20 protein-coding genes, 1 pseudogene and 1 other annotated feature are annotated in these 24,406 nt (G+C 65.8%); of the genes and pseudogenes, 9 read left to right on the top strand and 12 right to left on the bottom strand.

Going from position 1 to position 24,406, the window contains the following annotated elements; genetic code table 11:
- Window positions 1–76: 76 nt before the first annotated feature.
- The gene (pedF, locus tag DEH84_RS18140; protein ID WP_109038616.1) at window positions 77–553 is read right to left on the bottom strand and encodes a cytochrome c-550 PedF; all 477 of its coding nucleotides are present in this window, start codon (window positions 551–553) and stop codon (window positions 77–79) included.
- A 332-nt stretch (window positions 554–885) separates the two neighbouring features.
- Here pedF and DEH84_RS18135 point away from each other — a divergent pair, with 332 nt between their 5' ends.
- Window positions 886–3,024 (top strand): 4Fe-4S binding protein, encoded by a 2,139-nt coding sequence (locus tag DEH84_RS18135; protein WP_109038615.1) that lies wholly within the window; start codon window positions 886–888, stop codon window positions 3,022–3,024.
- Complete coding sequence (locus DEH84_RS18130) at window positions 3,021–4,013, top strand: FAD:protein FMN transferase (protein ID WP_109038614.1); 993 nt, start codon at window positions 3,021–3,023, stop codon at window positions 4,011–4,013. Before DEH84_RS18135 ends, DEH84_RS18130 begins: the two co-directional genes overlap by 4 nt.
- Before the next feature lie 19 nt (window positions 4,014–4,032).
- Here DEH84_RS18130 and DEH84_RS18125 read toward each other — a convergent pair whose 3' ends face one another.
- Window positions 4,033–4,662 carry a response regulator gene (locus DEH84_RS18125; RefSeq protein ID WP_109038613.1) on the bottom strand — a complete coding sequence of 210 codons (630 nt, stop codon included), beginning with the start codon at window positions 4,660–4,662 and terminating at the stop codon, window positions 4,033–4,035.
- A gap of 388 nt (window positions 4,663–5,050) precedes the next feature.
- Here DEH84_RS18125 and DEH84_RS18120 point away from each other — a divergent pair, with 388 nt between their 5' ends.
- The 3 genes from DEH84_RS18120 to DEH84_RS18110 all read left to right on the top strand — a co-directional run bounded on the left by DEH84_RS18120 (window position 5,051) and on the right by DEH84_RS18110 (window position 8,102).
- The gene (locus DEH84_RS18120) at window positions 5,051–6,931 is read left to right on the top strand and encodes a methanol/ethanol family PQQ-dependent dehydrogenase (RefSeq protein WP_218929804.1); all 1,881 of its coding nucleotides are present in this window, start codon (window positions 5,051–5,053) and stop codon (window positions 6,929–6,931) included.
- A gap of 77 nt (window positions 6,932–7,008) precedes the next feature.
- Window positions 7,009–7,614: a pentapeptide repeat-containing protein gene (locus DEH84_RS18115; RefSeq protein WP_109038612.1), complete on the top strand. Its 606-nt coding sequence runs from the start codon at window positions 7,009–7,011 to the stop codon at window positions 7,612–7,614.
- On the top strand, window positions 7,611–8,102 hold the full coding sequence (locus tag DEH84_RS18110; protein WP_109038611.1) for a c-type cytochrome: 492 nt from the start codon (window positions 7,611–7,613) through the stop codon (window positions 8,100–8,102). Before DEH84_RS18115 ends, DEH84_RS18110 begins: the two co-directional genes overlap by 4 nt.
- Window positions 8,103–8,113: 11 nt before the next feature.
- Here DEH84_RS18110 and DEH84_RS18105 read toward each other — a convergent pair whose 3' ends face one another.
- Window positions 8,114–9,094, bottom strand: coding sequence for a histidine kinase (locus DEH84_RS18105; protein WP_159099062.1), 981 nt, complete (start codon window positions 9,092–9,094; stop codon window positions 8,114–8,116).
- 30 nt (window positions 9,095–9,124) lie between these two features.
- The gene (locus DEH84_RS18100) at window positions 9,125–9,547 is read right to left on the bottom strand and encodes a hypothetical protein (protein ID WP_109038609.1); all 423 of its coding nucleotides are present in this window, start codon (window positions 9,545–9,547) and stop codon (window positions 9,125–9,127) included.
- Between the two features lie 228 nt (window positions 9,548–9,775).
- Here DEH84_RS18100 and DEH84_RS18095 point away from each other — a divergent pair.
- Window positions 9,776–10,009, top strand: a pseudogene (locus DEH84_RS18095) (transposase); the annotation flags it as partial.
- A gap of 39 nt (window positions 10,010–10,048) precedes the next feature.
- On the opposite strand, the gene DEH84_RS18090 reads toward DEH84_RS18095, so the two are convergent.
- From DEH84_RS18090 to DEH84_RS18055, 8 genes are all read right to left on the bottom strand, one after another.
- Window positions 10,049–11,274, bottom strand: a protein-coding gene (locus DEH84_RS18090; RefSeq protein ID WP_109034349.1) for an IS3 family transposase whose coding sequence is annotated in 2 segments (ribosomal slippage) — window positions 10,049–10,989 and window positions 10,989–11,274 — 1,227 coding nt in all. Because the reading frame shifts where the segments join, the coding sequence is not laid out codon by codon here.
- Window positions 10,883–10,999, bottom strand: a sequence feature (AL1L pseudoknot). Its footprint overlaps the gene before it by 117 nt.
- A 277-nt stretch (window positions 11,275–11,551) precedes the next feature.
- Window positions 11,552–13,285, bottom strand: coding sequence for a PQQ-dependent methanol/ethanol family dehydrogenase (locus DEH84_RS18085; RefSeq protein ID WP_109038608.1), 1,734 nt, complete (start codon window positions 13,283–13,285; stop codon window positions 11,552–11,554).
- 323 nt (window positions 13,286–13,608) lie between these two features.
- Window positions 13,609–15,300: a lactate permease LctP family transporter gene (locus tag DEH84_RS18080; protein ID WP_109038607.1), complete on the bottom strand. Its 1,692-nt coding sequence runs from the start codon at window positions 15,298–15,300 to the stop codon at window positions 13,609–13,611.
- Between the two features lie 87 nt (window positions 15,301–15,387).
- The gene (locus tag DEH84_RS18075) at window positions 15,388–18,318 is read right to left on the bottom strand and encodes an FAD-binding and (Fe-S)-binding domain-containing protein (protein ID WP_109038606.1); all 2,931 of its coding nucleotides are present in this window, start codon (window positions 18,316–18,318) and stop codon (window positions 15,388–15,390) included.
- Window positions 18,315–19,760 carry a LutB/LldF family L-lactate oxidation iron-sulfur protein gene (locus DEH84_RS18070; protein ID WP_109038605.1) on the bottom strand — a complete coding sequence of 482 codons (1,446 nt, stop codon included), beginning with the start codon at window positions 19,758–19,760 and terminating at the stop codon, window positions 18,315–18,317. Before DEH84_RS18070 ends, DEH84_RS18075 begins: the two co-directional genes overlap by 4 nt.
- On the bottom strand, window positions 19,757–20,515 hold the full coding sequence (locus DEH84_RS18065; RefSeq protein ID WP_109038604.1) for a LutC/YkgG family protein: 759 nt from the start codon (window positions 20,513–20,515) through the stop codon (window positions 19,757–19,759). The genes DEH84_RS18070 and DEH84_RS18065 overlap by 4 nt, the downstream gene beginning before the upstream one ends.
- The gene (locus DEH84_RS18060) at window positions 20,512–21,285 is read right to left on the bottom strand and encodes a (Fe-S)-binding protein (protein WP_109038603.1); all 774 of its coding nucleotides are present in this window, start codon (window positions 21,283–21,285) and stop codon (window positions 20,512–20,514) included. The genes DEH84_RS18065 and DEH84_RS18060 overlap by 4 nt, the downstream gene beginning before the upstream one ends.
- A 193-nt stretch (window positions 21,286–21,478) precedes the next feature.
- Window positions 21,479–22,339, bottom strand: a complete 861-nt coding sequence (locus tag DEH84_RS18055) for a LysR substrate-binding domain-containing protein (RefSeq protein WP_109038602.1) — start codon at window positions 22,337–22,339, stop codon at window positions 21,479–21,481.
- Window positions 22,340–22,469: 130 nt separating this feature from the next.
- On the opposite strand from DEH84_RS18055, the gene DEH84_RS18050 reads away from it, so the two are divergent.
- The 3 genes from DEH84_RS18050 to DEH84_RS18040 all read left to right on the top strand — a co-directional run bounded on the left by DEH84_RS18050 (window position 22,470) and on the right by DEH84_RS18040 (window position 24,380).
- Window positions 22,470–23,195: an AzlC family ABC transporter permease gene (locus DEH84_RS18050; RefSeq protein WP_245932827.1), complete on the top strand. Its 726-nt coding sequence runs from the start codon at window positions 22,470–22,472 to the stop codon at window positions 23,193–23,195.
- Entirely contained in the window at window positions 23,185–23,493 is a 309-nt protein-coding gene (locus DEH84_RS18045) for an AzlD family protein (protein ID WP_109038600.1), read from the top strand. The genes DEH84_RS18050 and DEH84_RS18045 overlap by 11 nt, the downstream gene beginning before the upstream one ends.
- A 77-nt stretch (window positions 23,494–23,570) precedes the next feature.
- A complete protein-coding gene (locus DEH84_RS18040; protein WP_109038599.1) occupies window positions 23,571–24,380 on the top strand; it encodes an FCD domain-containing protein in 810 nt (269 codons plus the stop codon).
- Window positions 24,381–24,406: the final 26 nt, after the last annotated feature.

Below are 24,406 nucleotides of genomic sequence, written 5' to 3'. Positions count from 1 at the left end.
CCCTGAGCCAGGATCCGGCTTGCAGGTTGTGATGCAACGGCACTGTCTCAGTTCATGAGCCAGTCCGCATGCTGGATCAGAACGCCTTTTCGCGGCGCGACACCAGGTAGGCCTTGATGGCCCACATGGCTTCCTGGTTCAGGATGCCTTCGAACGGCGGCATGTAGACGGCGCCATTGCGGGTGCGGCCATTGCGCACGGTGGTCAGGTAGTAGTTGTCGACATCGGCGACGCAGGCTTCGCGCTTGCGCTGGTTCAGCGTGGCGCACTCGTTGTCAAGCTTGCGCAGGTCAGGAGCGATGCCGCCGGAGATGGCGTCGATGCCGTGGCAACGGGCGCAGTTCTGACCGAAGGCCGACGTGCCGATCTCGATGGCCTTCTTGTTGCCGACGTAGGGGTTGGTGGCGAGCCATTCCTTGCCCAGCTCGGACAGGCCGGCGGTGTCCACAGCCTGGGGAACGACGTCACCATGGGCCATTGCGGCGAGGCTGCTGCTGGCAAGAAGAACGGCGAGGGCGGAACGGCGAAGCCAGCTGGCGGTGTGGTGAGTCATGGTTTGTCTCCAGGGGTCCGGGGGTCTAACGATGGGGCTGTTTTCGCAAAGGCCATGCCACCGGTCGATCTGCCGTCAAAGCCGAGGGCTAACCCTGATACAGGGTGCGCCTCGGGCCGGGTGACACGGCTTTGACCGGCACATGGTGATGGAGCACGTGACACACCGGCCCTCGGGTTTGCACCCAAGGGAGACCCCTGATCTGTCCCACCGTGGAGCATGTGACAGTCCCTGAAACCGCCCGGAACCGCGTGGAAATCGGCCCTTTCGGGGCGGCACATGCCTTGCTCAATCGCCCCCCATTGCATAACAAACACAAGAGGCGACAAACGATGGCATCCACCCTGTGGCGGCCCCTGGCAGTCTGGCTGCTCACGCTGCTGGCGTGCCTGGTTTTCCTGCCGGCGCGCGCTGGCGTGATGGATGGCGCATCCATGAAGCAGGCCTTCCCCCTCCCGTTGGTGGTGGGTGAGAAGGACAAGGCGCTCCCGGTCTGGCCCATCTACAAGCAGGAAGCCACCGAGACCATTCTGGTGGGCTACGCGTTTGAATCGATCGACCTTGCGCCCCTGCCCGGCTTCTCGGGTGTGCCCGTGAACCTGCTCGTGCTGCTCGATGCGCAAGGCGGCTTTCGCGATGTGCGCGTGCTGTCGCAGCACGAGCCGGTGTTTCTGGATGGCCTGGGCCCGGAGCCGCTCGAGAAGTTCGTCGCTCAGTACAAGGGGCTCAATCTCAAGCAGCACGTGAAGATCGACAGCCGCGCCAAAAGTGCCGGACAGGACGCCAGCGCGAACGTCATCATCGACGGCGTGGCGAAGGCCACGGCATCGGTCCGCATCGTGAACCAAAGCTTGATGTCGTCGGCTCTGGCCGTCGCCCGCGCGAAGATGGGCTTTGCGGAAGGGCGCGACCCGTCGTTGATCGGCCGAATTCGTGAGGACGTGTTCGAGCCCCTGGACTTCAATGCCCTGCAGAGAGCGGAGCTGGTGACGCGGCAGACGCTGCGCAACCGCGATGTCGAGGCCGCGTTTGCCGGTTCCGTGGGCGAGGGGCAAGATGAAGAAGCTAGGCGCAATCCAGGTGGCCTCTTTACGGAATGGATGGTGTTGCATCTCAACGTGCCCACCGTGGGCCGCAACATCCTGACAGAAAAGGGTTGGCGGTACCTGAAGACCTGGATCGAGCCAGGCGACCATGCCTTTCTGGTGGCCACCCGCGGGCGTTACAGCTTTGTGGGCGAGGACTACCAGGGTGGGGCCGTGCCCACCCGCTTGACGCTTAGCCAGGGCGGGCTGCCGATTGAACTGCGGGATCTGGACGTGGACGACAAGATTCGCCTTCCAGAGGACTGGAGGGGCGCGGATGTGCACTGGAAGGTCTTCAAGGTCATCAGCCAGGCCAGCCTCGACCCGACGCAGCCGATGAAGTTTGCGCTCAGCGTGACCCGTGAAAAGGGTTTGATCCTTCCTGAGAAGGTCCGTAAGGAGTTCGAGATGGAGATCCAGCTCCCCGAGGACTACGCCATTCCCTCAGGCAATGAACAGCAAAGCTGGAAGACCAGCTGGACGGGCCGCAAGCTCGACCTGTCTGTGCTCGCTGTGGGCCTGGCGCTCCTTACGGTGATGCTGGCGCGCCCCGCCTGGCTTGTGCGCGACGAGCGGCGCATGCGCTGGGTGCGCAACGCCTACCTGCTCTACACCCTCGGTTTCATTGGCTGGTTTGCACAGGGACAGCTGTCCATCGTCAACCTCACTGGCATCCTGCAGGCCATCGTCAACGGCCGCAGCCTGGGTTTCCTGCTGTACGACCCGATGACGGTGCTGCTGTGGGGCTATGCGGCCCTCACCTTCTTCGTGTGGGGCCGGGGCACCTTCTGCGGCTGGCTCTGCCCGTTCGGTGCCTTGCAGGATCTGATCAGCCAGCTGGCCGGCTACCTCGGTGTGTACAAGAAGTGGAAGCGCCGCGCTGTGCCGCGCGTCTGGGACCGCCGTCTCAAAGGGGTCAAGTACGTGGTCCTGGCCGTCATCGTCGCCCTGGCGCTGATCCCCGGCTCGAACCTGGTGGACTCGGCGGTGGAGGTCGAGCCCTTCAAGACGGCCATCACGCTGGCCTTCGTGCGCAGCTGGCCCTTTGTGGTGTGGGCGGTGGCCATGGTGCTGCTCAGTGTCTTCGTCTACAAGGGCTACTGCCGCTACCTGTGCCCGCTGGGTGCCACGATGGCGATCTTGGGGCGGGCGCGTTTGCTGCGCTGGATTCCGCGCCGTGTCGAGTGTGGGCAGCCCTGCCAGACCTGCCGCCACCGTTGCGCCTACCAGGCCATCGAACCCCAGGGTCAGATCGACTACAACGAGTGCTTCCAGTGCATGGACTGCGTGGCAATTCATGACAGCGATACGCGTTGTGCCCCATTGATCAGCGCCCGAAAGGGGCAGACGATACCCATCAGAACAATCAAGGAGCAGGTGGCATGAACACGACCCGCCGTCGCCTCTGCCAGGCCATGGGCCTGGGCACCCTCTGGGCGCTGGGCACAGGTCACACCGCGCCGGCCACCACCGAACTGGTGTGGCGCGAGCGCCGCCTGCAAGGATTCGGCACGACGCTGACCCTCAAGGCCGCCCATTCCGACATCGGTGCGCTCGCGGATGCGCTGGACGAGTCGGTCGCGCTGCTGCAGCACCTCGACCAGATCCTCAGCCTGTTCCGCGAAGACAGCGCGGTGCGGCAGTTGAACGACAAGGGCGAGCTGAAGAAGCCGCCGGCCGAGCTGGTGAAGGTGCTGGAGGTGGCGCAGTCCATCTCGGCGCGCTGCGATGGCAAGTTCGACGTCACGGTGCAACCGCTGTGGGATGCCTTCGAGGGCGCCCGGCGGCGTGGCGGTGTGCCGGACGAACGGCGGCTGGCCGCGGCACGGGCGCTGGTGGGCTGGCGCAACATGCAGGTCGAGCCTGAGCGCATCCGCTTCTCGCAAAAGGGCATGGGGATCACCCTCAACGGCATTGCGCAAGGCCACGCGGCAGACCGCGTGAAGGCCTTGCTGCAGTCCTATGGGGTGCAGCACGCCCTGATCGACACCGGCGAATGGCTGCCGGTGGGGCGCAGCGTGCGCCAGGTGCCGTGGGTGCTGGGCGTGGCCGATCCGCGCGACGAATCCCGCTTCATCACCCGGCTGGTGGCCGATGGCCGGGCGCTCGCCACGTCGGCGGACAGCACCACGACCTTCACGGCCGACTTCCGCAACCACCACATCTTCGATCCGCGCACTGGCCGATCGCCGCTCGGGCTTTCGGGGGTGACGGTGGCGGCGCCGAGCGGCGCGCTGGCCGATGCCCTCACCAAGGTGTTTTTCGTGGCCGGGCCGGATCAGGTCGACACGCTGGCCAGGCAGTGGGGCGTGGACGTGCTGTGGGTGGACAAGCAGGGCAACCGGGGCGTCACGGCCGGGCTGCGCGAGATCTGAGCGGCCACGACGCGATCGCTCAGTCGACCAGGCCTTCCTCCAGGGCCAGGCGGTAGAGCTGGATGTCTGATCGGACGTTCAGCTTCGATCGGATGGCCGACAGCTGATTGAAGATGGTCTTGGGACTCAGCTTGATGTGGGCGGCGATGTCGTTGGGTGTCAGGCCATTGGCCGTCATGCGAAGGATCTCGAATTCGCGAGGCGTCAGGTCGTGTAGCGGGGATCCGCCGCCTGCTGCGTGCTGAGCCAGGATCTCGACGATGTCCGAGGACAGGGCCCGCTGCCCCGCAGCCACCTTGCGCAGCGCCGACAGCATCTCCATCGGGCGAGCGTATTTCGTGACATAGCCAAGAGCACCGTACCGCAAAGCCTGGCTCACATACACGCAGTGGTCGTACATGCTGAAGACCATGATGCGGAGATGAGGGTAGCGTCCGCCCAGGCGCTTGATGCCTTCGATGCCACTTTCCCCCCTCAAAGCCAGATCCATCACCGCCACGTTCACCTCGTGTGATCGCATGGCCTCCTGTGCCTCGGCAATGCACTCGGCTTCGGCAATCACCCGAAGGCCGGGCTCGTTGTCGATCAGGCGCTTATAGCCAGCGCGGACCACGGCATGGTCGTCCACCAACATCACGTTGATCGTCATCTCGATCTCGTTGCCTTTCTTTGTGATGGCCTGTGCATTGATGTCGCGACAGATCGCGTGCCAATTTGAAGCACCGGATGTCCCAGGCCATGTCAGCTGACCGCCATCTGGAGCGTCTCGCGGGGCGATATTGCGGGTTGCCACTTAGGCTCATTGACTGAGCCAGTCGGGATTCGATCCGATGACGGGTTCGATGCACCGTCGCGGCTGACGACTTTGATGGAAATCCGGACTTGGGTTTGCAGCCCGAGATCATTTCAGGAAGGCTTCCCGATCGGCAAGGGAAGAATTCCCTGAATCCCGGGTCGGATGGGCATGAGAGGTGCGTTTTGAACACCGTGTGCAGACCCGCACACCTGTTCCACCTCACAAACACTGGAGACCCTCCATGACGATGTTCCTCAAGCCCGCCTCGCATCGCAGGACAGCGAGCCCCGTTCTTACTCTGATTGCGGCTGCCTGCCTGCTGATTGGTGCGGCCGCCGAAGCCAGAAAGGTAACCTGGGAGGACATCGTCAACGACGACAAGACGACAGGCGATGTGCTGAGCTACGGCATGGGCATGAAGGCACAGCGCCACAGCCCGCTCAAGAAGATCAACAAGGACAACGTCGCCAACATCGTCCCGGCATGGAGCTTCTCGTTCGGCGGTGAGAAGCAGCGTGGTCAGGAAGGCCAGGCGCTGGTGCACGATGGTGTGGCCTACATCACCGCCTCGTATTCGCGCGTGTTCGCCGTGGACGTGCGGACCGGCAAGCGACTCTGGGAGTACGAAGCCCGGCTGCCGGACGACATCCGCCCGTGCTGTGACGTGGTGAACCGCGGCGCAGCGATCTACGGCAACAAGCTGTTCGTCGGCACCCTGGACGCCGGCATCATCGCGCTGGACAAGGACACCGGGAAGCTGATCTGGAAGGAACGCTTTGCGGATCACAAGGTGGGCTACACGATGACCGGTGCACCGTTCGTCGTGAAGGACCAGAAGACGGGCCGCGTGCTGTTGATCCACGGGTCGTCAGGCGATGAGTTCGGTGTGGTGGGCTGGCTGTTCGCACGCGACCCGGAGACCGGAGAAGAGGTGTGGGCCCGGCCGTTCGTGGAGGGCCACAAGGGCCGTCTGAATGGCAAGGACGGCTCGTACACCGGTGACCCGAAGGCCCCCTCGTGGCCCCGTGACAAGGACGGCAAACTCGTCGAGGCATGGAGCCACGGTGGAGGCGCGCCCTGGCAGACGGCGAGCTTCGACGTCGAGACCAACACCATTGTCATCGGCGCTGGCAACCCCGCGCCGTGGAACACCTGGAAGCGCACGAAGGAAGGCGACGACCCCCGCAACTGGGACAGTCTGTTCACCTCGGGACAGGCGTATGTGGATGCATCCAATGGCGAGCTCAAAGGCTTCTATCAGCACACCCCGAACGATGCCTGGGACTTTTCCGGCAACAACTCGATCGTGCTGTTCGAGTACAAGGACAAGAACGGCAAGCTGGTGAAGGCCGGTGCACACGCCGACCGCAATGGCTTCTTCTATGTGACCGACCGCACCAAGCTGGCCACAGGCAGCGGCTATCCCAACAAGCCGACATCGTTGATCGGTGCATGGCCATTCGTGGACGGGATCACCTGGGCCAAGAGCATTGACCTGAAGACCGGGCGTCCCGTGGAAACGGGGAATCGCCCACCCCAGCCCAAGGACGGGCAGGAAAAGGGCGAGACCGTATTCGTCTCGCCGCCGTTTCTGGGAGGCACGAACTGGCATCCGATGTCCTACAGCCCCGATACCGGGTTGTTCTACATTCCGGCCAACCACTGGGCGATGGACTACTGGACCGAGCACCTGACCTACAAGCCCGGTTCAGCCTATCTGGGGCAGGGGTTCCGCATCAAGCGCCTGTTCGATGACCACGTGGGCATCTTGCGCGCGATTGACCCGAAGACCGGCAAGATCGCGTGGGAGCACAAGGAGACCTTCCCCCTGTGGGCCGGGACCCTGACCACCGCCGGCAACCTCGTCTTCACCGGCACCACCGACGGCTACGTGAAGGCCTTCGATGCGAAGACCGGCAAGGAGTTGTGGAAGTTCCAGACGGGCTCCGGCATCGTCTCGGTGCCGGTCACGTGGGAAACCGATGGCGAGCAGTACATCGGCGTATCGAGTGGCTTTGGTGGCGCGGTGCCGCTGTGGGGCGGTGACATGGCAGCTTTGACCAAGCAGGTCACACAGGGTGGGTCGTTCTGGGCCTTCAAGCTGCCGAAGGCCAGGAAGTAAGCGTTTCCCAACTTGCAACAGGTAGAGCGGGGGCCATGCCCCTGCTCTGCGCACTTACTTCCACCGGAGAACCCGCCATGGCTTTCTGCGTCGCGCGTCTGCTCATCATTGCTGCAGCGCTTTTCACCACCGGCCTGCGTGCCGCGCCCCCTGCAGGGGAGAGCCCGGGCTTTGTGCCGATGGTGGTCAACGGTTGTCCCATCTGGCCCTACACCCGTTGTCCCGGGGCGGATCTCCGGCACGCAAGGCTGGCCGGGGCCAATCTGGTGGGTGCGGACCTCACCGGGGCCAAACTGATCCGTGCAGACCTGCACGCTGCCAACCTCGCTGGTGCACTGCTTGACGATGCCGACCTCACGGCGGCGAAGATGAACCATGTCAACGCCCCTGCCGCCACGTTTAGAAGGGCCCGCCTTGTCGGAACCGACCTCGATCAGGCACGCCTGATGCGCAGCGACTTCAGTGAGGCCGACTTCACGGGTGCCAACCTCGAGATGGCGCGCTTGCAGTTTGCATGGCTTGCCAGGGCGCGCATTGCGGGTGCCAATTTGCAGGAGGCGAAGTTCGTCACGACCAACTTGCGTGGAGCGACGTTCGAAGGCAACTTCCTCCGTTACACCATCTTCCCGGATTCCGACTTTGAGGGGTGCGAAGGGTGCCCCGACAAGGAGAACTGGAAATGAGCGTCAACGCCAGCCATCCCTTGAGCCGGTGCGGGGCCCTGTTGATGACGGCCATCATGAGTGGCCTTGTCTGTGCGGCGCCAGGCCCCGTGCTTCCTTTCTTCGACGCGACGACATTGCCCGCTGTGGCCGCGGGCAGCGAGCCCAACCCTTACCGCAACCATGAGGCGCGCGCCCGGATCGTGGAAGTGGGGCGCACCGTGTACAACCAATCTTGCGCGGTGTGTCATGGTGCGGATGCCACCCGGATGGGGCCTGCCCCTTCGTTGCGCGCCGTGGGGCGCTTCTGCCTAAGGATCACCGAGACCTCGCTGAAATCGCGCTGCGTTGCAGACGCAGACCATTACTTTTACAAGTCGGTGATGGAAGGCAAGGTGAAGCTCGGTGTGACACACATGCCAGCCTGGCGGGACGTTCTGTCGTCCGAGGCGGTATGGGCGGTGCGAACATTTCTGGAGGCGCCGCCTCCTGCCGAGCAGAAGCCCTGATGTCTGTCGTGCTAGGCCTGGTGCTCGATGTGGGCCACCGGGATCTGTACCTCGATGCGCAAGCCCTGGCCTGGCAGTACATGCCGGAACGCAATCGATCCGTTCAATGAGCACACGCGTTCACGCATGCCGACCAGGCCATGACCCTGTTGTCCTGGAGCGAGCTCGCTGGGTAGGCCGCAGCCATCGTCTTCGATGCGGAGGTTCACGAGGCGGGCTGTGCCATCGGGCCGTGTCTCCACCTGCGTGCTGACATGCACGTACGATGCACCTGCATGTCGGGCCACGTTGGTGAGCGCCTCCTGCACCAACCGATACAGCGCCACGGCCACTTCATCGGGGATGCTGGCCTGCAGCCCTCTGGGTATCAGGCTGCATGACACGCCGCTTTGCTGTTCCCAACGCTCGCACAGCGTTTGCAGCGCGGCCTCCAGGCCCAGCGAGTCGAGATCGGGCGGGCGGAGCCTGCCAAGCATGTCGCGCACAAGCAGGTTCAACCGGGTGGCCGATTCGGTGATCCGGTGCGCGCTCTCGACGATGGGCTCATCTGTGCTTCGCTGCTGGATGTAGCTGGCGTCGGCTCGAATGGCGGTGCAGCTCTGTCCGAACTCGTCGTGCAGCTCGCGTGCAAGGGCACGCCGTTCCTCGTCCTGAATGCGCAGCAGGGCTTGGGAGAGGCGGCGGTTGTCCTGAAGCAGCGCTTGCGCATGACGTTGTGCCGCGATGCGCCCCCGCAGTGCGGCACGAGACTCCGTGGTGCGCTTCCACGAGTACCAGCTCATTCCGATGGCGAGAACCAGAGCGGTCATGGGCAGCTCGTCGATCTGCCAGTGCTCTTGGCCTCGTGTCATGCCGAGTACGTACTCGAACGCTTCAAAATGCGCGGCCAGGGCGAAGTACACAAGCACGGCGCAGAGCACGAACAAGGCGTCCCGCGCGGCGGTGGAGGGCGGTGCTGCGGGCTCGATGTCAAGGATCGGTTCTTCTTCCATGGTTGACACCATAGAAGAAAAACCCGCTCTTTACAGGGCGGCCTTGACAATGGCCTGCAGGTGCTCGTCGGTGATCTTCGGGTTCTTCAGAAAGTAGTCGGGCGTGGCGCACACGGCGGTGGACTGGCTTTTCGCGCACAGGCTTTTTGGCTTCTTGATCTGGAACCCTTCTGCGCCGACGCCCGACACCGGCGCCACGGCTGGGCCGGCTGCCTGCTTCCAGAAGGCGTATTGCTCGGCTGTTCCGAGACGCAGGATCAGCAGCAGTTCGCCGCTCTGCGTCTTGTACGAAACATCGGAGTAGGTCATGCCGTACTTGGTGTGGGTCACCTTCTCGTGCTTGACCCCGGTGATGCCGAGTGTTTTCTCGATCAGGCTATCAGGCACTTCGGCCGCGTGGACGGAGCCACTGGAGAGGATGAGCGCGATGGCGGAGGCAGTCAGAAGCTTCATGAGGCGTGACAGCGGAAGGTTGCGGAACGGCCAGTGTAGGCAGCCACCGCGTCGGTGAATGCTAACCGCCGGTAACGAACGCGTCGAGAAGCGGTGAAGCGCCGGAAGCGCGGCGCATTTCCCTAGTGTTCCGTCCCGGCATAGATCCACATCGGGATCGTGCTATGAATCGCCCCGGAGCTCCTAGACGCTTGTGAGCCTCAAACTACTGGCCCAGAAGGAGCCGAGATGAGCACCAAGCGTTACCCTGAAGAATTCAAGATCGAGGCGGTCAAGCAAGTGACCGAACGCGGCCACACGGTGGCCGATGTGTCGAGTCGTTTGGGCGTCAGCGCGCACAGCCTGTACAAGTGGATCAATGAGGCCAGGCAGCCGGCCGATGCGCGCCACAGCCAGCTGTCTCAGGCCGAAGAGTTGCGCCGTCTGAAGGCCGAACTCAAGCGCGTGACCGAGGAGCGCGACTGAACCGCCCCGGCTTCTGCGGAGGCCAGTTGCTTTGAGTCAGACGTTGATCGCGGCCTGACTAGCGCGTTGGGAATGGTATCGGTCTTCGAACTCGGCAGGTGGCCTGTAGCCCAGGGGTGCCATCAGCCGATGGTGGTTGAACCAGGCGACCCATTCCAGCGTCGCCAGCTCGACCGCCTGCTTCGTCTTCCACGGCCCGCGGCGGTGAATCACCTCGGCCTTGTAGAGCCCGTTGATCGTCTCGGCCAGCGCGTTGTCGTAACTGTCACCGCGGCTGCCGACGGAGGGTTCGATGCCAGCCTCGGCCAAGCGCTCGCTGTAGCGAATCGACAGGTATTGCGACCCCCTGTCGGAATGACAGATGAGCCCGTCCTTCTCGGTCGGCCGCCGGGCGTACAACGCTTGTTCCAGAGCGTCGAGGACGAACTCCGTGTGCATCGAGCTGCTCTGGCGCCAACCGACGATCCGACGGCTGAACACGTCGATCACGAAGGCCACGTAGACCCAGCCTTGCCACGTCGAGACGTAGGTGAAGTCGGTGACCCACAGCTGGTTCGGATGGTCGGCCTTGAACTGCCGATTCACACGATCCAACGGGCATGGCGCCTTCGGGTCAGGCACCGTCGTGCGCTGTCGCTTGCCTCGGCGAACTCCCTGCAGGCCGTGCTGGCGCATCAAGCGCTCCACGGTGCAGCGCGCGATGTCGATGCCTTCTCGACGCAGTTGGTGCCAGACCTTGTCGGCACCGTAGACCCCGAAGTTCGCCTGCCACACGCGACGAATCTGCGGCGCCAGTTCAGCGTCGCGCAAGCTGCGTCGGCACAGCAGCGCCGGGTCGCGTTGACAGGCCGCGTGCCGCCAGTACGCCGACGGGGCGATCTGCAGCACGCGGCAGATCGACTCGACCCCGAATTCTTGGCGATGCCGGTCGACGAACGCCTTCAGGACTTGATGCGGCGGTCGAGCTCCGCCTGGGCGAAAAACGCGCTGGCCAGCTTCAGAATCTCGTTGGCCTTGCGCAGTTCGCGCACCTCGCGCTCGAGATCTTTGATGCGCTGCGCTTCCGCCGTCGTCGGCCCACCGCGCAGGCCGTGGTCGCGCTCGTGCTGCTTGATCCAATTGTCCAGCGTCTGCGCCGTGCAACCGATCTTGCCGGCGATGGACTCGATGGCCGCCCACTGTGACGGGTGCTCATCTCGGTGCTCCAGCACCATGCGCACCGCGCGCTCGCGAACCTCGGGGGAATACTTCGAACTTCTCATCTTGGCTCCATCATCTCAAACGAGGGAGCCTCCTTCAAAGCCGGGGCGGTTCATGTCTAGGGAAGCCGGGGCGATTCAGCCATCACATACGCCTGGCCATAAAAATGCCTAATGCATGGCCAGTGTTGGCGTCCGCTTGACCGACCAGTTAGGCGCGCAAGCACCCCTCGCCCGCACACAAACGAAAAAAAGGCCCCGGCGGTGGAGTAGCGCCGGAGCCTCTTGAAAGAGCCCTGGGTCACAGGGCCTCTGCAGAAATCACAGGAAGATCACAGAATCACTTTGCGAGCTTGAAGACCCACACCGAGCCACCTTGCTCGAGGAAGTTGACCTTCTTGGCCACTTCGCCGCCCCACAGGGGAACCGCGCCGCCCCAGCCCGACACGACGGCCACATACTGCTCGCCCTTGTCTTCCCAGGTGATCGGAGGCGCAACCACGCCGGAGCCCGTCTGGAACTCCCACACGATCTTGCCGGTCTTGGCGTCAGCTGCCTTCAGGTAGCCTTCCGGGGTGCCCCAGAACACCAGGTCGGAGGTGGTCAGCACACCACCCCACAGCGGGGCGTTGTTCTTGACTTCCCAGACGATCTTGCCGGTCTTCGGGTCGATGGCGCGCATCGCACCGATGTAGTCGTCAAAGACGGTCTTAATGGTGAAGCCGGCGCCCAGGAACGCAGCACCCTTCTTGTAGCCGATCGGCTCGTTCCAGATGTCCATGCCCCATTCGTTGGCCGGCACGTAGAACAGGCCGGTGTTCGGGCTGTAGGCCATCGGCATCTGGTTCTTGCCGCCCAGGAAGGACGGGGCGTTGAACACGGTCTTGCCCTTCTTGCCGTCGCCAGCAGCCGGGTCACCCGGACGGCTTTCCGGGTTCTCGATCGGACGGCCGGTCTTCAGGTCGATGCCCTTGGCCCAGGTGATCTTCTTGACGAAGGGGAAGGCGTTTTCCAGCTTGCCGTTGGTCGCGTCCAGCACGTAGAAGAAGCCGTTACGGTCGGCCTTGGCGCCCATGCGCTTGCCGTTCATGTCGAAGGTGACGAACTCGTTCACACCGTCGAAGTCCCAGCCGTCATGCGGCGTGGTCTGGTAGTGCCACTTGATCTGGCCCGTCTTGATATCGATGGCGACGGTCGAGGCCGAGAACAGGTTGTCGCCCTTGCGGGTGTGGCTGTTCCACGGAGCCGGGTTGCCGGTGCCGAAGTAGGCCAGGCCGGTCTTGGCGTCGTAGGTGCCGCCGAGCCAGGTGGCAGCGCCGCCGGTCTTCCACAGGTCACCCGACCAGGTGGCGTTCCGGGTGCCGGAGATGCCGTTTTCCTTCTTGTTGCCGTCCTTGTCGTAGGTGTAGCCCATGTGGCCTTCCACCGTCGGGCGCACCCAGACCAGGTCGCCGGTCTTGGGGTTGCGTGCTTCCACGCGGCCCACGATGCCGAACTCGCCGCCCGACACGCCGGTCAGCAGCAGGCCTTCGGCGATCAGCGGAGCGGCCGAGGCGGAGTAGCCGGCAGCGTAGTCGTCGATCTTTTCCTTCCAGACGATTTCACCGGTGTCCTGGTTCAGGGCAACCAGCTGGGCGTCCAGCGTGGCGAAGATCACGAGGTTGTCATACAGGGCGGCGCCGCGGTTGATCACGTCGCAGCAGGGCATGATGCCTTCGGGCAGACGGTGCTCGTACTTCCACAGCTTCTTGCCGGTCTTCACGTCGAGCGCGTAGATGCGCGAGTAGGAGCCGGTGACGAACATCTTGCCGTTGTGAACCAGCGGCTGCGACTCCTGACCGCGCTGCTTTTCACCACCGAACGAGAACGACCAGGCCGGAACCAGCTTGGCGACGGTCTTGGTGTTGATGCTCTTGAGCGGCGAGAAGCGCTGACCCTCGGTGCCGATGCCCCACGAGAGGACGTCGCCGGTCGTCTTGGCGTCGTTGGCCAGCATGGCGTCTGTGACCTTGGCTTGGCCGCTGAACGAGGCCAGGCCGGCGGCCATCAGGAGGGAAAGGGTCTTCAACTTCATTCGAGTCTCCTCAGTGTTGGGGGAAGGACGAGGTCTGCAGAGGGCAAAGCCCGTGCCAGTTTGATTCGGGCCCCAATCGCGCATCGCTGACACAGTGGCGGCAGTTGACGCGGCTTTGGCCTGCGCGGAGCGCAGGGTTTACCCAAAAGACTGTGCCACCCGACACGCTGAACACTGCTCCAGCATGAAGCAATGGTTCGGTGGCGGGTGGCACGAGGGAGCGAAGCAGTGCGGTGAGCGCCTCGCCAGGCCGTTGGTTCAAGGGAAAACCCGCGCCGGGCGCGGGCAAATTTCCCTTGCTGCGGGTTTTCCTTAGGGCGTGATCAAGGGATCATCCAGGTCAGCCAGTAGGCCTGCGCCATGGTGATCAGGCCCACCAGGAAGGCGAAGAACAGGCTGTGCTTCAGCGTGAAGCGGAACAGGTCCGATTCCTTGCCGACCAGGCCCACGGCCGCGCAGGCCACGGCGATGGACTGCGGCGAGATCATCTTGCCTGTCACACCGCCCGTGGTGTTGGCCGCGACCAGCAGGGTGTCGGACACGCCGACCTGGTGGGCCGTGGTGGCTTGCAGCGAGCAGAACAGCGCGTTCGACGAGGTGTCGGAGCCGGTGAGGAACACGCCCAGCCAGCCCAGGAAGGGCGAGAAGAACGGGAAGGCGGCGCCGGTACCGGCCAGCACCAGGGCCAGCGTGCTGGACAGGCCCGAGTAGTTGGCGACGAACGCGAAGGCCAGCACCATGCCGATCGACAGGATGGGGCGCTTCAGTTCGTTGAGCACCTCGACAAAGGTCTCGACGCAGTCACGCGGCTTGAAGCGCAGCACCACGGCGGTCAGCAGGGCCGAGATCAGGATCGCGGTGCCGGTGGCCGAGAACAGGTCGAGCTTGTAGATGGCTTCGTAGGGCTTGGCTTCGGCCACGATGGGCGCCGACTTGATCACCAGGTTGTGCAGGTGCGGCACTTCGAATTTGAAGACCCAGCTGGCCAGCGGGCCGGCCTTGTCGAACAGGGCCTTGAAGGGCTTGATCGACCAGATGGTGACGATGACCGTGAGGATGATGAAGGGCGACCAGGCCTTGAGGATCTGGCCGGCGGTATAGCCCGAAGCGCGGCCGCGGGCCGGGCCGCCGGTCAGCACGGCGCCGCCGACGGCCGACGCACCCACGCCGTCACCGGCGTTGGCAAAGCGGAAGCTTTCACGCGGCTGCCAGACCTTCAGGAACAGCGTCAGCGAGACCAGGCTCACGAGGGCCGAGGTGATGTCGGGCAGTTCGGGGCCGACGTAGTTGGCGGTGATGAACTGGGTGACGGCGAACGAGCCACCGGCGACCAGGATGGCCGGCCACGTGTCACGGATGCCCTTCATGCCGTTCATCATGAACACCAGCCAGAACGGCACGAACACCGACAGCAGCGGGAGCTGGCGACCCGTCATCTGGCCGATGGCAAACGGGTCGATGCCGGTGACCTTGCCGGCCACGAGGATGGGGATGCCCATGGCACCGAAGGCCACCGGGGCGGTGTTGGCGATCAGGCACAGGCCGGCGGCGTACAGCGGGTTGAAGCCGAGGCCCACGAGTAGCGCGGCGGTGATGGCCACCGGGGCGCCGAAGCCGGCCGCGCCTTCCAGGAAGGCACCGAAGGCAAAGCCCACGAGCAGCATCTGCAGGCGCTGGTCATCGGTGATGGACAGCACCGACGCGCGGATGACGTCGAACTGCCCGGTCTTGACGGTGATCTTGTAGAGGAACACCGCGGTGATGATGATCCACGCGATGGGCCACAGGCCGTAGAGGAAGCCGTAGCCCGCGGCGGCAAAGGCCATGTCGGCCGGCATGCCATAGCCGAGGATGGCCACGGCCAGGCTGATGGCGACTGTGATGGTGCCGGCCACGTGGCCCTTGAGGCGGAACACCGCGAGTGCAACGAAGAAGAACACCACGGGCAGGACGGCGACGGCGGCCGACAGGCCCAGGCTGCCCAAGGGGGCGTAGTTCTGGATCCAGGTGGTCATGGAAAGCGCTTTCGCGCGCAGGCGGGCTTGTGGCCAGCCCTGGCGCTCAGGTTGAAGGGAAGGGGTGCGGCGCGGAGGGCGCCGGGATCAGTCTTGGGTCAGCGGTGCAGAGGTGGTCGCGTGTTCTGTCATGGGTCTCCTCGGTGTCGCGGTGGATGAATGGGTATGCGGGGAATGGAAGGCCGCACCGGGGCGGGCCGCCGTGCAGTCATCGAGCAGGGCTTCGAGGCTGGCGTAGGGGCGGCCGCTGTGCGTGCTCAGACCGATCTGGCAGGTGCGACTGGTGGAGACACCGTGCTCGCAGGCATCGGGCAGGGCGGCGCGCAGGTGGCGCAGGCCGTTGGCGTTCAGCTCGGGCAGGGTGAAGCCCTTGCTGCCGGCAAAGCCACAGCAGGCAATGTCGGGCGCAGTGACCTGGCGGGCACAGGCGCGGGCCACGCGCAGCAGCGCGTCGCGCTGGCCGGCCTTGCTGGTGGCGCAGGGCACGTGCACCGCGAGGTGGTCAAGCTGGCGCACGACGGCCACGCGGGGCAGCACACGTTCGGCCAGGAAGCGGGTGGCGTCGAACAGCTGCAGCCGGGCGTCGAGCTGGCCCGCACGTTGCGCTTCGATGAGGCGCAGCGAGCAGGGCGCGTTGTCGAGGTAGACCGGCAGTCGGCCTTGCTGGCTGGCGACGAGCAGCGCGGCGTTGGTGCGGGCCAGGGCGCTTTGCGCTGCTTCGGTGGCGTTGGCCGACTCGAACGGTTGACCGCAGCACAGCGTGGCGGGGTTGGGCGGGTAGACCGGGGTGAGGCCCGCCTTGGCAAACAGGTTGAAGGTGCGGGTGGCGAGGTTGTCGCCGCCTTGCGGGCTTTCCGCGAAGCAGCGGTTCACGCAGCTGGCGAAATAGACGACCTGGTTGTCTTCGGTGGCGGCCGGCGTGGGGGCGGGGGGCAGCGGTGCGGCCGGGCCCGGGGTGGCGGCCGGTGCGATGGGCAACACCGGGATCACCTTGTGAGCCAGGGTGTTGAGCTTGTGGGTGGCGCGCTCGCCGACCATGCTGCGGGCCAGCTGCAGTGCGCCCAGGCCCATGCGGGCGGTGCCCACCACCGTGCCGAGGTTGCGCTCGATGCGGCTGGCCATGGCAGCGTGCGGGCTCGGGCCCTTGAGCTGCTTCATCAGCGCGCCGGTGTTGATGCCGACCGGGCAGCGGGTGGCGCACATGCCGGTGGCGGCGCACGTGTCGACGCCGGCCCAGCCGTACTCGGCTTCGAGTTCGGCCAGCAGCGTGGGGTCGCTGCCGTCACGGCGCAGTTGCTGGATGCGGCGCCACAGCACGATGCGCTGGCGGGGTGTGAGCGACAGGCCGTTGGACGGGCAGGCGGGCTCGCAGAAGCCGCATTCGATGCAGGTGTCGACGATGGGGTCGGCCGCGGGCAGGCGCTTGAGATCCGCCAGATGCACGTCGTCCCGGTCGCTGATGATGACGTCGGGGTTCAGCAGGCCGGCCGGGTCGAACAGGCGCTTGATGGACCGCATCAGCGCATAACCGTCCTCGCCCCATTCCAGCTTCACATACGGCGCCACATTGCGGCCTGTGCCGTGTTCCGCCTTGAGCGAGCCGCCGAAGTCGACGGCCACCAGCTGGCTGACGGCGTCCATGAAGTCGCTGTAGCGGCGCACTTCGGCGTCGCTGTCGAAGGCCGGTGCGAACACGAAGTGCAGGTTGCCTTCGAGCGCGTGGCCGAACACCAGGGCCTCGTCGTAGTGGAAGCGGTCGAACAGGGCGGTCAGGCCGCGCACGCCCTCGGCCAGCCGTTCCACGGGGAAGGCGACGTCCTCTATCACGCAGGTGCTGCCCACGGGGCGCACGGCACCGACCGCGGGGAACAGGCCCTTGCGCAGCGCCCAGTAGGTGTCGCACACCTTGGGGTCGGTGGAGAAGCCGCTCAGGGCGGCGGGCGAGAAGGTGTGCAGCAGCGTGTCGACGGCCGCGATGTGACCTTGCAGCGCTTGCGCGTCACCGGCGTGCACTTCGATCAGCAGGGCGGCGGCATCCGAAGGCAGGTTGCCGTACATGAAGGCCGGCATGCCGGCCTTGCCTTGCACGGCGGCGATGCTGCGGCGGTCGACCAGTTCCACGGCGGCGACGCGGCCCTGCTCCTTCAGCGCCGTGACGGCGCGGCAGCACACGTCCAGCTCGTCGAACAGGACGAGGGTCGAGGCCTTGTGGGCGAGATCCGGCACGGTGTCGTAGGTGATGCTGGCGATGAAACCGAGCGTCCCTTCCGAGCCGATCATCAGGTGCGTGAGGATGTCCACCGGGTCATCGAAGTCGATGAGCGCGTTCAGGCCGTAGCCGGTGGTGTTCTTCAGGCGGTACTTGTGGCGGATCTTGGCGTGCAGGGCGCTGTTCTCGCGGGCCTGCGTGGCCAGCCAGCTCAACTCCTTCAGCAATTCGGCGTGGCTGATGCGGAAGGCCGCCACATTGGCCGGATCGCTGGTGTCCAGCACGGTGCCATCGGCCAGCATCACGCGCAGCGCGTGCAGCGTGTGGTAGCTGTTCTGCCGGGTGCCGCAGCACATGCCCGAGCTGTTGTTGGCTGCCATGCCGCCGATGCGGGCGGTGGCGATCGAGGCCGGGTCCGGGCCGATCTTGCGGCCATAGGGACGCAGCGTGTCGTTGGCATGCTGGCCAATCACGCCGGGCTGCAGGCGGATGCGGGCGCCTTCGTCCAACACCTCCTGCTGCGTCCACCCCTCGTTGACGAGCACCAGCACCGAATCACTGACCGCCTGGCCCGACAGGCTGGTGCCGGCGGCACGCAGCGTGAGCGCCACCTGGTGGTGGTGCGCCAGGCGCAGCAGCGTGGCGACTTCGGCTTCGTTGCGCGCCAGCACGACGATCTGCGGCACGAGGCGGTAGAAGCTCGCGTCCGTCCCATAGGCCAGCGTGCGCAGCGGGTCGGTCAGCAGGCGTTCGGCCGGCAGGTGGCGGGACAGGTCGGCCAGAAAGGCCTGGTGTTGCGGGGTCATCATCGTTGGCGTTCGGCAAGGCGCTCTTGCAGCGTCTTCGGGGCAGGCTTCAGGGCGATGCGGTGCAGGGTCCAGCCCAGCTGCTTGCGCGGCATGAGGCCGCGGAGGCGGGTGGCCAGCCAGGTGTAGGCGCGGTAGCGCAGCGGGTTGGCGTGCAGCCAGGCCCACAGGCGCCAGACGCCGGCCAGGTGCGGGTCGTGCGCAGCGCCCTGGCCCTTGAGCGGGTGGCTCACCGATTGATCCGGCGCGCGAACGGCCTCTTCGCGCAGGCGCAGCAGCAGGTCGGGAATCGGGATGCGGACCGGGCAGACCTCGCCGCAGGCGCCGCACAGGCTGGACGCGGTGGGCAGGTCCTTGGTGTTCTGCAGGCCCAGCAGGTGCGGCGAGATGATGGCGCCGATGGGGCCTGGGTAGGTCGTGCCATAGGCGTGGCCGCCCACGCGGGCGTACACCGGGCAGTGGTTCATGCAGGCGCCGCATCGGATGCACTGCAGGGTGGCGCGCAGCTGCTCGTCGGCAAAGGCCTGGCTGCGGCCGTTGTCCAGCAGCACGAGGTGCACCTGCTTCGGGCCATCGCGCTCACCGTCGCGGCGTGGGCCGCTGATCATGTTGAAGTAGGTGGTGACAGGCTGGCCGGTGGCCGAGCGCGTCAGCAGGCTGTAGAGCGGCGGCACATCGCTCAGGAATTCGACGACCTTCTCGATGCCGGTGATGGCGATGTGCACGTCGGGCACCGTGGTGCACATGCGGCCGTTGCCCTCGTTCTCGACCAGGCACAGCGTGCCGGTTTCGGCCACGGCGAAGTTGACACCCGACAGGCCGACCTTGGCCTGAGGGTAGAGGTCACGGATGGCGTGGCGGCCGATGCGGATGAGGGCGTCGACGTCCTCCGTAAGAGGAGCGCCCGGCACCTTCTCGTGGAAGAGCCGGGCGATCTGCGCGCGCGTCTTGTGGACGGCTGGCATGACGATGTGGCTGGGTTTTTCGCCAGCCAGTTGGACGATGTACTCGCCCATGTCCGATTCGATCGCGGTGATGCCGTGTTCGGCCAGGTGGTGGTTGAGCTCGATCTCCTCGCTCACCATCGACTTGCCCTTGAGCACAAGGTCGCCGCCCGCGGCCACGACCAGGCCGCGGATGATGGCGTTGGCCTGCTCGGGCGTTTCCGCCCAATGCACCTGCACGCCCTTGGCGGTCAGGCGCGCTTCGAGCGTTTCCAGCAGCTCGGGCAGCTTGCTCAGGCAGCGCTGGCGGATGCCTTCGCCCAGCGTGCGCAGCGCCTCGAGCTCGGCGGTGTCGGGGAACTGCGCGGCGCGCTTGGCTTGCAGGAAGTCCATGGCACCGCGGAAGCTGCGACGCTGGCCGGTGTTGCCCAGGGCCTCGTGCGCGCGGGCCTTGAACTCGCGCGAGGGCATGAACTCGAGTTTGTGAACGATCGGCTTCATGCGCAGGCTCCGGTGGCGGTGGCCAGGGCGGTCAGGTCGACCTCGTCGGGCACGATGAGCAGCAGCACCAGGGCGCGGGGGCCGTGGGCACCATAGGCGAGTGTTTGCTGGATGTCGGACGTCTTGGAGGGGCCGGACACGAGCAACGCATTTGTCGGCATGCCGCCCGCGGCCCAGCCTTCGGCCGTCATGGCTTCATGGAAGTGGGTGTGCACCTTGCGGCCGTCCAGCAGGGCGATGTGCAGTGGCGGCACCAGGCTCACGGTGCGAGGCTCGTCGGCATCGGGCCAGAGGATGAGGCTGCCGGTGGCCGCGATGGCCGAGCGCACGGTGGTGAAGCCGGCGTCGATGTCGGTGAAGAGCTCGGCCTTCCAGTGCTCGATGTCGCGGTCAAAGGCGCGGATGCGGGCGGTGCTGCTTGCGTTCTGCAGGCCGGCAGCAGCCCGTGTGCCGTGGGCGGTCTGCGTGGGCAGCAGGATCTGGCGCACACCCTTGTCGGCCACGACCCAGGCGAGGCGCGCCGTCCAGTCGCCTTCGCGCACGAGGTGCACTTCGGTCTGCACCGACTGCATCATGTTCACGAGCCGGGTCAGGCGCTCGGCCAGGGGCCAGCTCGGCGTGTTGCCCGCGTAGTGGCTGGCCACGGCCGTGGCCGCAGGGGGCGTGTGCGCGGCGGGCGCATCGGCCAGGGCACCGCGCAGCCGGGCGAGGATGCGGCCACGCGGCGTGGCGTCGTGGGCGTGCGTGTGGCTCATGCCTTGACCTCCTTGGCGCCTTCCAGGCGCTTCAGCAGGAAGGTGGCCATGTGCTGACCACAGAAGCTGCCGCACTCTGACTTGGCGAGCTTGCCGTTGATGTTGAGCAGGCAGCCGCCATCGGCCGTGATGAAGGTGGTGGCGCCCGTGCCGTGCAGCGCTGCGGCCTTGTCGGCCACCATGGCGCCGGAGATGTCGGGGTGGCGGATGGAGAACGTGCCGCCGAAGCCGCAGCATTCCGATTCGTGGTCGTGCACCACGCGCTCGACACCCGGCAGCGCGTCGACGAGGGCCCAGCCGTGCTGGTGGGTGCCCATCTCGCGCCGGGCCGAGCAGGAGGTGTGCACCGCCACGCGCGTGGGCTCGCCGTGTTGCGGCCAGCTGGGCCGGTGGGTGAGGTCCAGCGTGTTGAGCAGGAAGTCGGTGAGCTCGACCACGCGGGCCGCAATGGCCACGGCACGGGCCTCATCGGGCGTGCCCGCAAACAACTGCGGCCAGTGGTGTTTCATCATCCCTGCGCACGAGCCCGAGGGCACGACGATAGGCCAGTCGGCCTGCGGGAACAGGCCGAGCTGGGCGCGGGCGACGGTCATTGCCTCTTCGCGTTGGCCGCTGGTATAGGCCGGTTGACCGCAGCAGCTTTGTCCCTTGGGCACATGCACGCGCACCCCCTCGCGTTCCAGCAGGGTGATTGCGTCCATGCCCGCGTCAGGCAGGAAAAGGTCCACCAGGCAGGTGGCGAAGAAGTAGACGTCGGTGGGGGCAGTCATGAGCTCTGTGGGCGTGAGGCCGGAAGCCGGGACGCTGGCTGGCCTCGGGTAATTGGTCAAACCAATTTTGGCATCGACAGGGCGTGACTGTAGAAGAGGCGCAAAAGGGGCGTCAACGCCCCGAATTCAGGGTTAACCCTGGCGATAGATAAAATGATGATTGGTCAGACCAATTTGTGGTCTGCCGATCCGATCAGGTGGACTGCCTCAGCGTCCGGATCAGCAGGCCGTGAAGGCTGTCCACGGCCTTGTTGCCGCGCGATTCGCGGCTCCGATAGACCGCCACCTCCATGGGGGCCAGCGGGCCCAGCCCGTGCGCGGCCCCGAGGACCTGCAGGTGAGGCGGGGCACTGCACTGCGTCAGCGCGGCCACGGCCAGCCCGCTGTCCACCGCGGCAATCTGGCCTGCCAGGCTCGAGCTGTTGTAGACAACCTTGTAGCGCCGCCCCTGCTGCGCCAGGGACTGAATGGCCCCGCGCCGGGCCAGGCTGGCCTCTTCGTACACCGCGATCGGCAGCGGGTCGCGTCGCCAGAGCTCGAACTGAGGCGAGCCCACCCAGACCATGGGCTCATGAAACAGCAGGGTCCCGCGCCGCGCGTGGTCGCGCGAGACGAGCGCCAGATCGAGTTCACCCCGCGCCACACGAGGGATGAGGGCGGGCGACTGTTCGCAGTTGAGTTCGATCTCGACCCCGCTGTGCTTCGGCGCAAAGCGCTTGAGCACCGGCGTGAGGTAGCGGGTGGCATAGTCATCCGGCACGCCCAGTCGCACGCGACCCGTCAGCTCGTCGCCATGCAGGGCGCTCAAGGCCTCGGCCTGCAGATCCAGGATGCGTCGCGCGTACCCCAGGAGCATCTGGCCATCCTGAGTCAGCAGCAGCTTGCGTGGCCCCCGGTCGAGCAACCGACGGCCCACGGCTTCCTCCAGCTTCTTGAGTTGCATGCTGATGGCCGACTGCGACCGGTGCACCTCTCCGGTGGCGCTCGACAGCGAGCCCGTGTCCACCACGGCGACAAAGCACTTCAGCCAGTCGATCTGGAGGTTCTGCAGCATTGCCGGCTCCTTTCTATTCGATGATCGAATGCAAGCGATGTGAATTTTGCGCTTTTCGGAAGGCCCCGAATTCATCACAGTGTGAGGCCCAAGCACGAAGATCCTCACCTGCCCTTGTGCCGCTGCCCTCATGACTTCGACCGATCCCGCTACCGTCTCTCAAAGTGAGCTGAACCGTCACCTGGTGTGGACCGGCTTTCGGCAGATGGTGCCCATGGCCTTGTTCGTGATGGTCTTCGGTGCCGCCTTCGGTCTGGCCGCCACCCAGCGCGGTCTGGATGCCCTCTCCGTGGTCTGCATGAGCGCCCTGGTTTTTGCGGGCACGGCGCAGTTCGCGGTGCTGGATCTGTGGGGGCCCGCGATGCCGATGCTGGCCATGGCCCTGACGGTGTTTGCCATCAATGCACGGCACCTTCTGATGGGGGCGTCGCTCTATCCCTGGCTTCGCGACCTGCCACCCGGTCGCCGCTACGGGCTGATGACGCTGGCCTCCGACGCCAACTGGGCCATGTCGATGCAGGCGCTGGCCCGCGGACAGCCAGGCCTGGGCATGCTGCTCGGTGGCGGCGCCGCGCTGTGGGTGTTCTGGGTGCTGGGCACGTGGTTGGGCACGCAAGTGGGCGACCTGATTGCCGACGCCCGCCGGTGGGGGCTCGACATGGTGATGGGCTGCTTCATGCTGGCGATGGCGGTGGGGGGCGAGAAGAACGGGCGCACCTTCGCCATCTGGGGGGTGGCGGCCTGTGCGTCGCTGGCTGCCTATCGCCATCTGCCAGAGAACAGCCATGTGGTGGTGGGTGCGCTGGCCGGGGGCCTGCTGGGCGCCGCGTGGAAGGAAGCACCTCATGGCGATTGACCTTGCTGCTTGGGGCCCCTTCCCGGTGGTCCTCGTCATGGCGGCCGTGACCCTGGCCACCCGGTGGGGCGGCGTCTTCATCATGTCCTTCGTGCCGCTGGGCGAGCGCACGAGGCGCTTCATTGCCGCCATGTCGGGCTCGGTCCTGGTGGCGGTCCTCGCGCCCTTGGCGATGAGGGGGGATGGTGGCGGCCGGCTCGCCTTGCTGTCGACCGCTGTCGTCATGCTGGTGATCAAGAAGCCCCTGCCTGCCATCGCCGCGGGCGTGGTGGTGGCCGCGCTGTTCCGCCAGCTGTGATGCGGCATGGCGCCACACGTGCCGGGGGGGCTGGTGACAGACCTGCTATCGTTGCGGCTCGGCATTTTGGTCAGACCATGAACGACGCCCTCCCCAAGCCCTTGAAACGGGTGAACGTGCCCCGGCTCTCCGATGCCATCGTCCAGCAGATCGAATCGATGATTCTGGAGGGCAGCCTGAAGGCGGGCGATGCGCTGCCCCCCGAGCGGTCCCTGGCCGAGCAACTCGGCGTGTCGCGGCCTTCACTGCGCGAGGCGATCCAGAAGCTCGCCGCTCGCGGCCTCCTCATCAGCCGCCAGGGCGGCGGCACCTACGTGTCCGACCAGCTGGAAGCCAGCTTTTCCAGCCCCTGGCAGAGCATGGTGGCCAGCCACCCCGAACTGCGCCGTGACGTGCTGGAGTTTCGACGGATGCTGGAAGGCAGCACGGCGCGCTATGCCGCCGAACGCGCCACCGAGGCCGATCTCACCCGCCTGCGCGCCGTGGTGACGACGCTGCAGACGGCGCACGCGGCCAAGGACCTCGGAGCCCTGTCCAAGGCCGATGCGGCCTTCCACCAGGCCATTGCCGATGCGGCGCACAACGCGATGTTCAGCCACCTGCTGGCCAGTCTGTTCACGATGATGCGCACCCACGTGCACGACAACATTGCGAACCTGTTTGCCGTCGGCACCGTGTCCAGCGACCTGCTGGCGCAGCACCTGGCGATCTTCCATGCGATCGAGGCGCACGACCCGCCCGCGGCGCAGGCGGCGGCTGAAGCCCACATTGACTTTGTGGACCGCACCCTGGTGCGCATGCGCGACGAAAGCGAGCGCGAGGCCCGCTCGGTGCGCCGGGCCGCCGTGCAGGGCGGCAGCCTGCCCGATCCCTGGCGCGACCGGTGAAGCGGTGGCCGCCCGGCGGCCCCTTC

The sequence above is a fragment of the Aquabacterium olei genome, assembly GCF_003100395.1.
Classification (GTDB): domain Bacteria; phylum Pseudomonadota; class Gammaproteobacteria; order Burkholderiales; family Burkholderiaceae_C; genus Aquabacterium; species Aquabacterium olei.
This window is presented reverse-complemented; position numbering and strand designations above follow the sequence as displayed.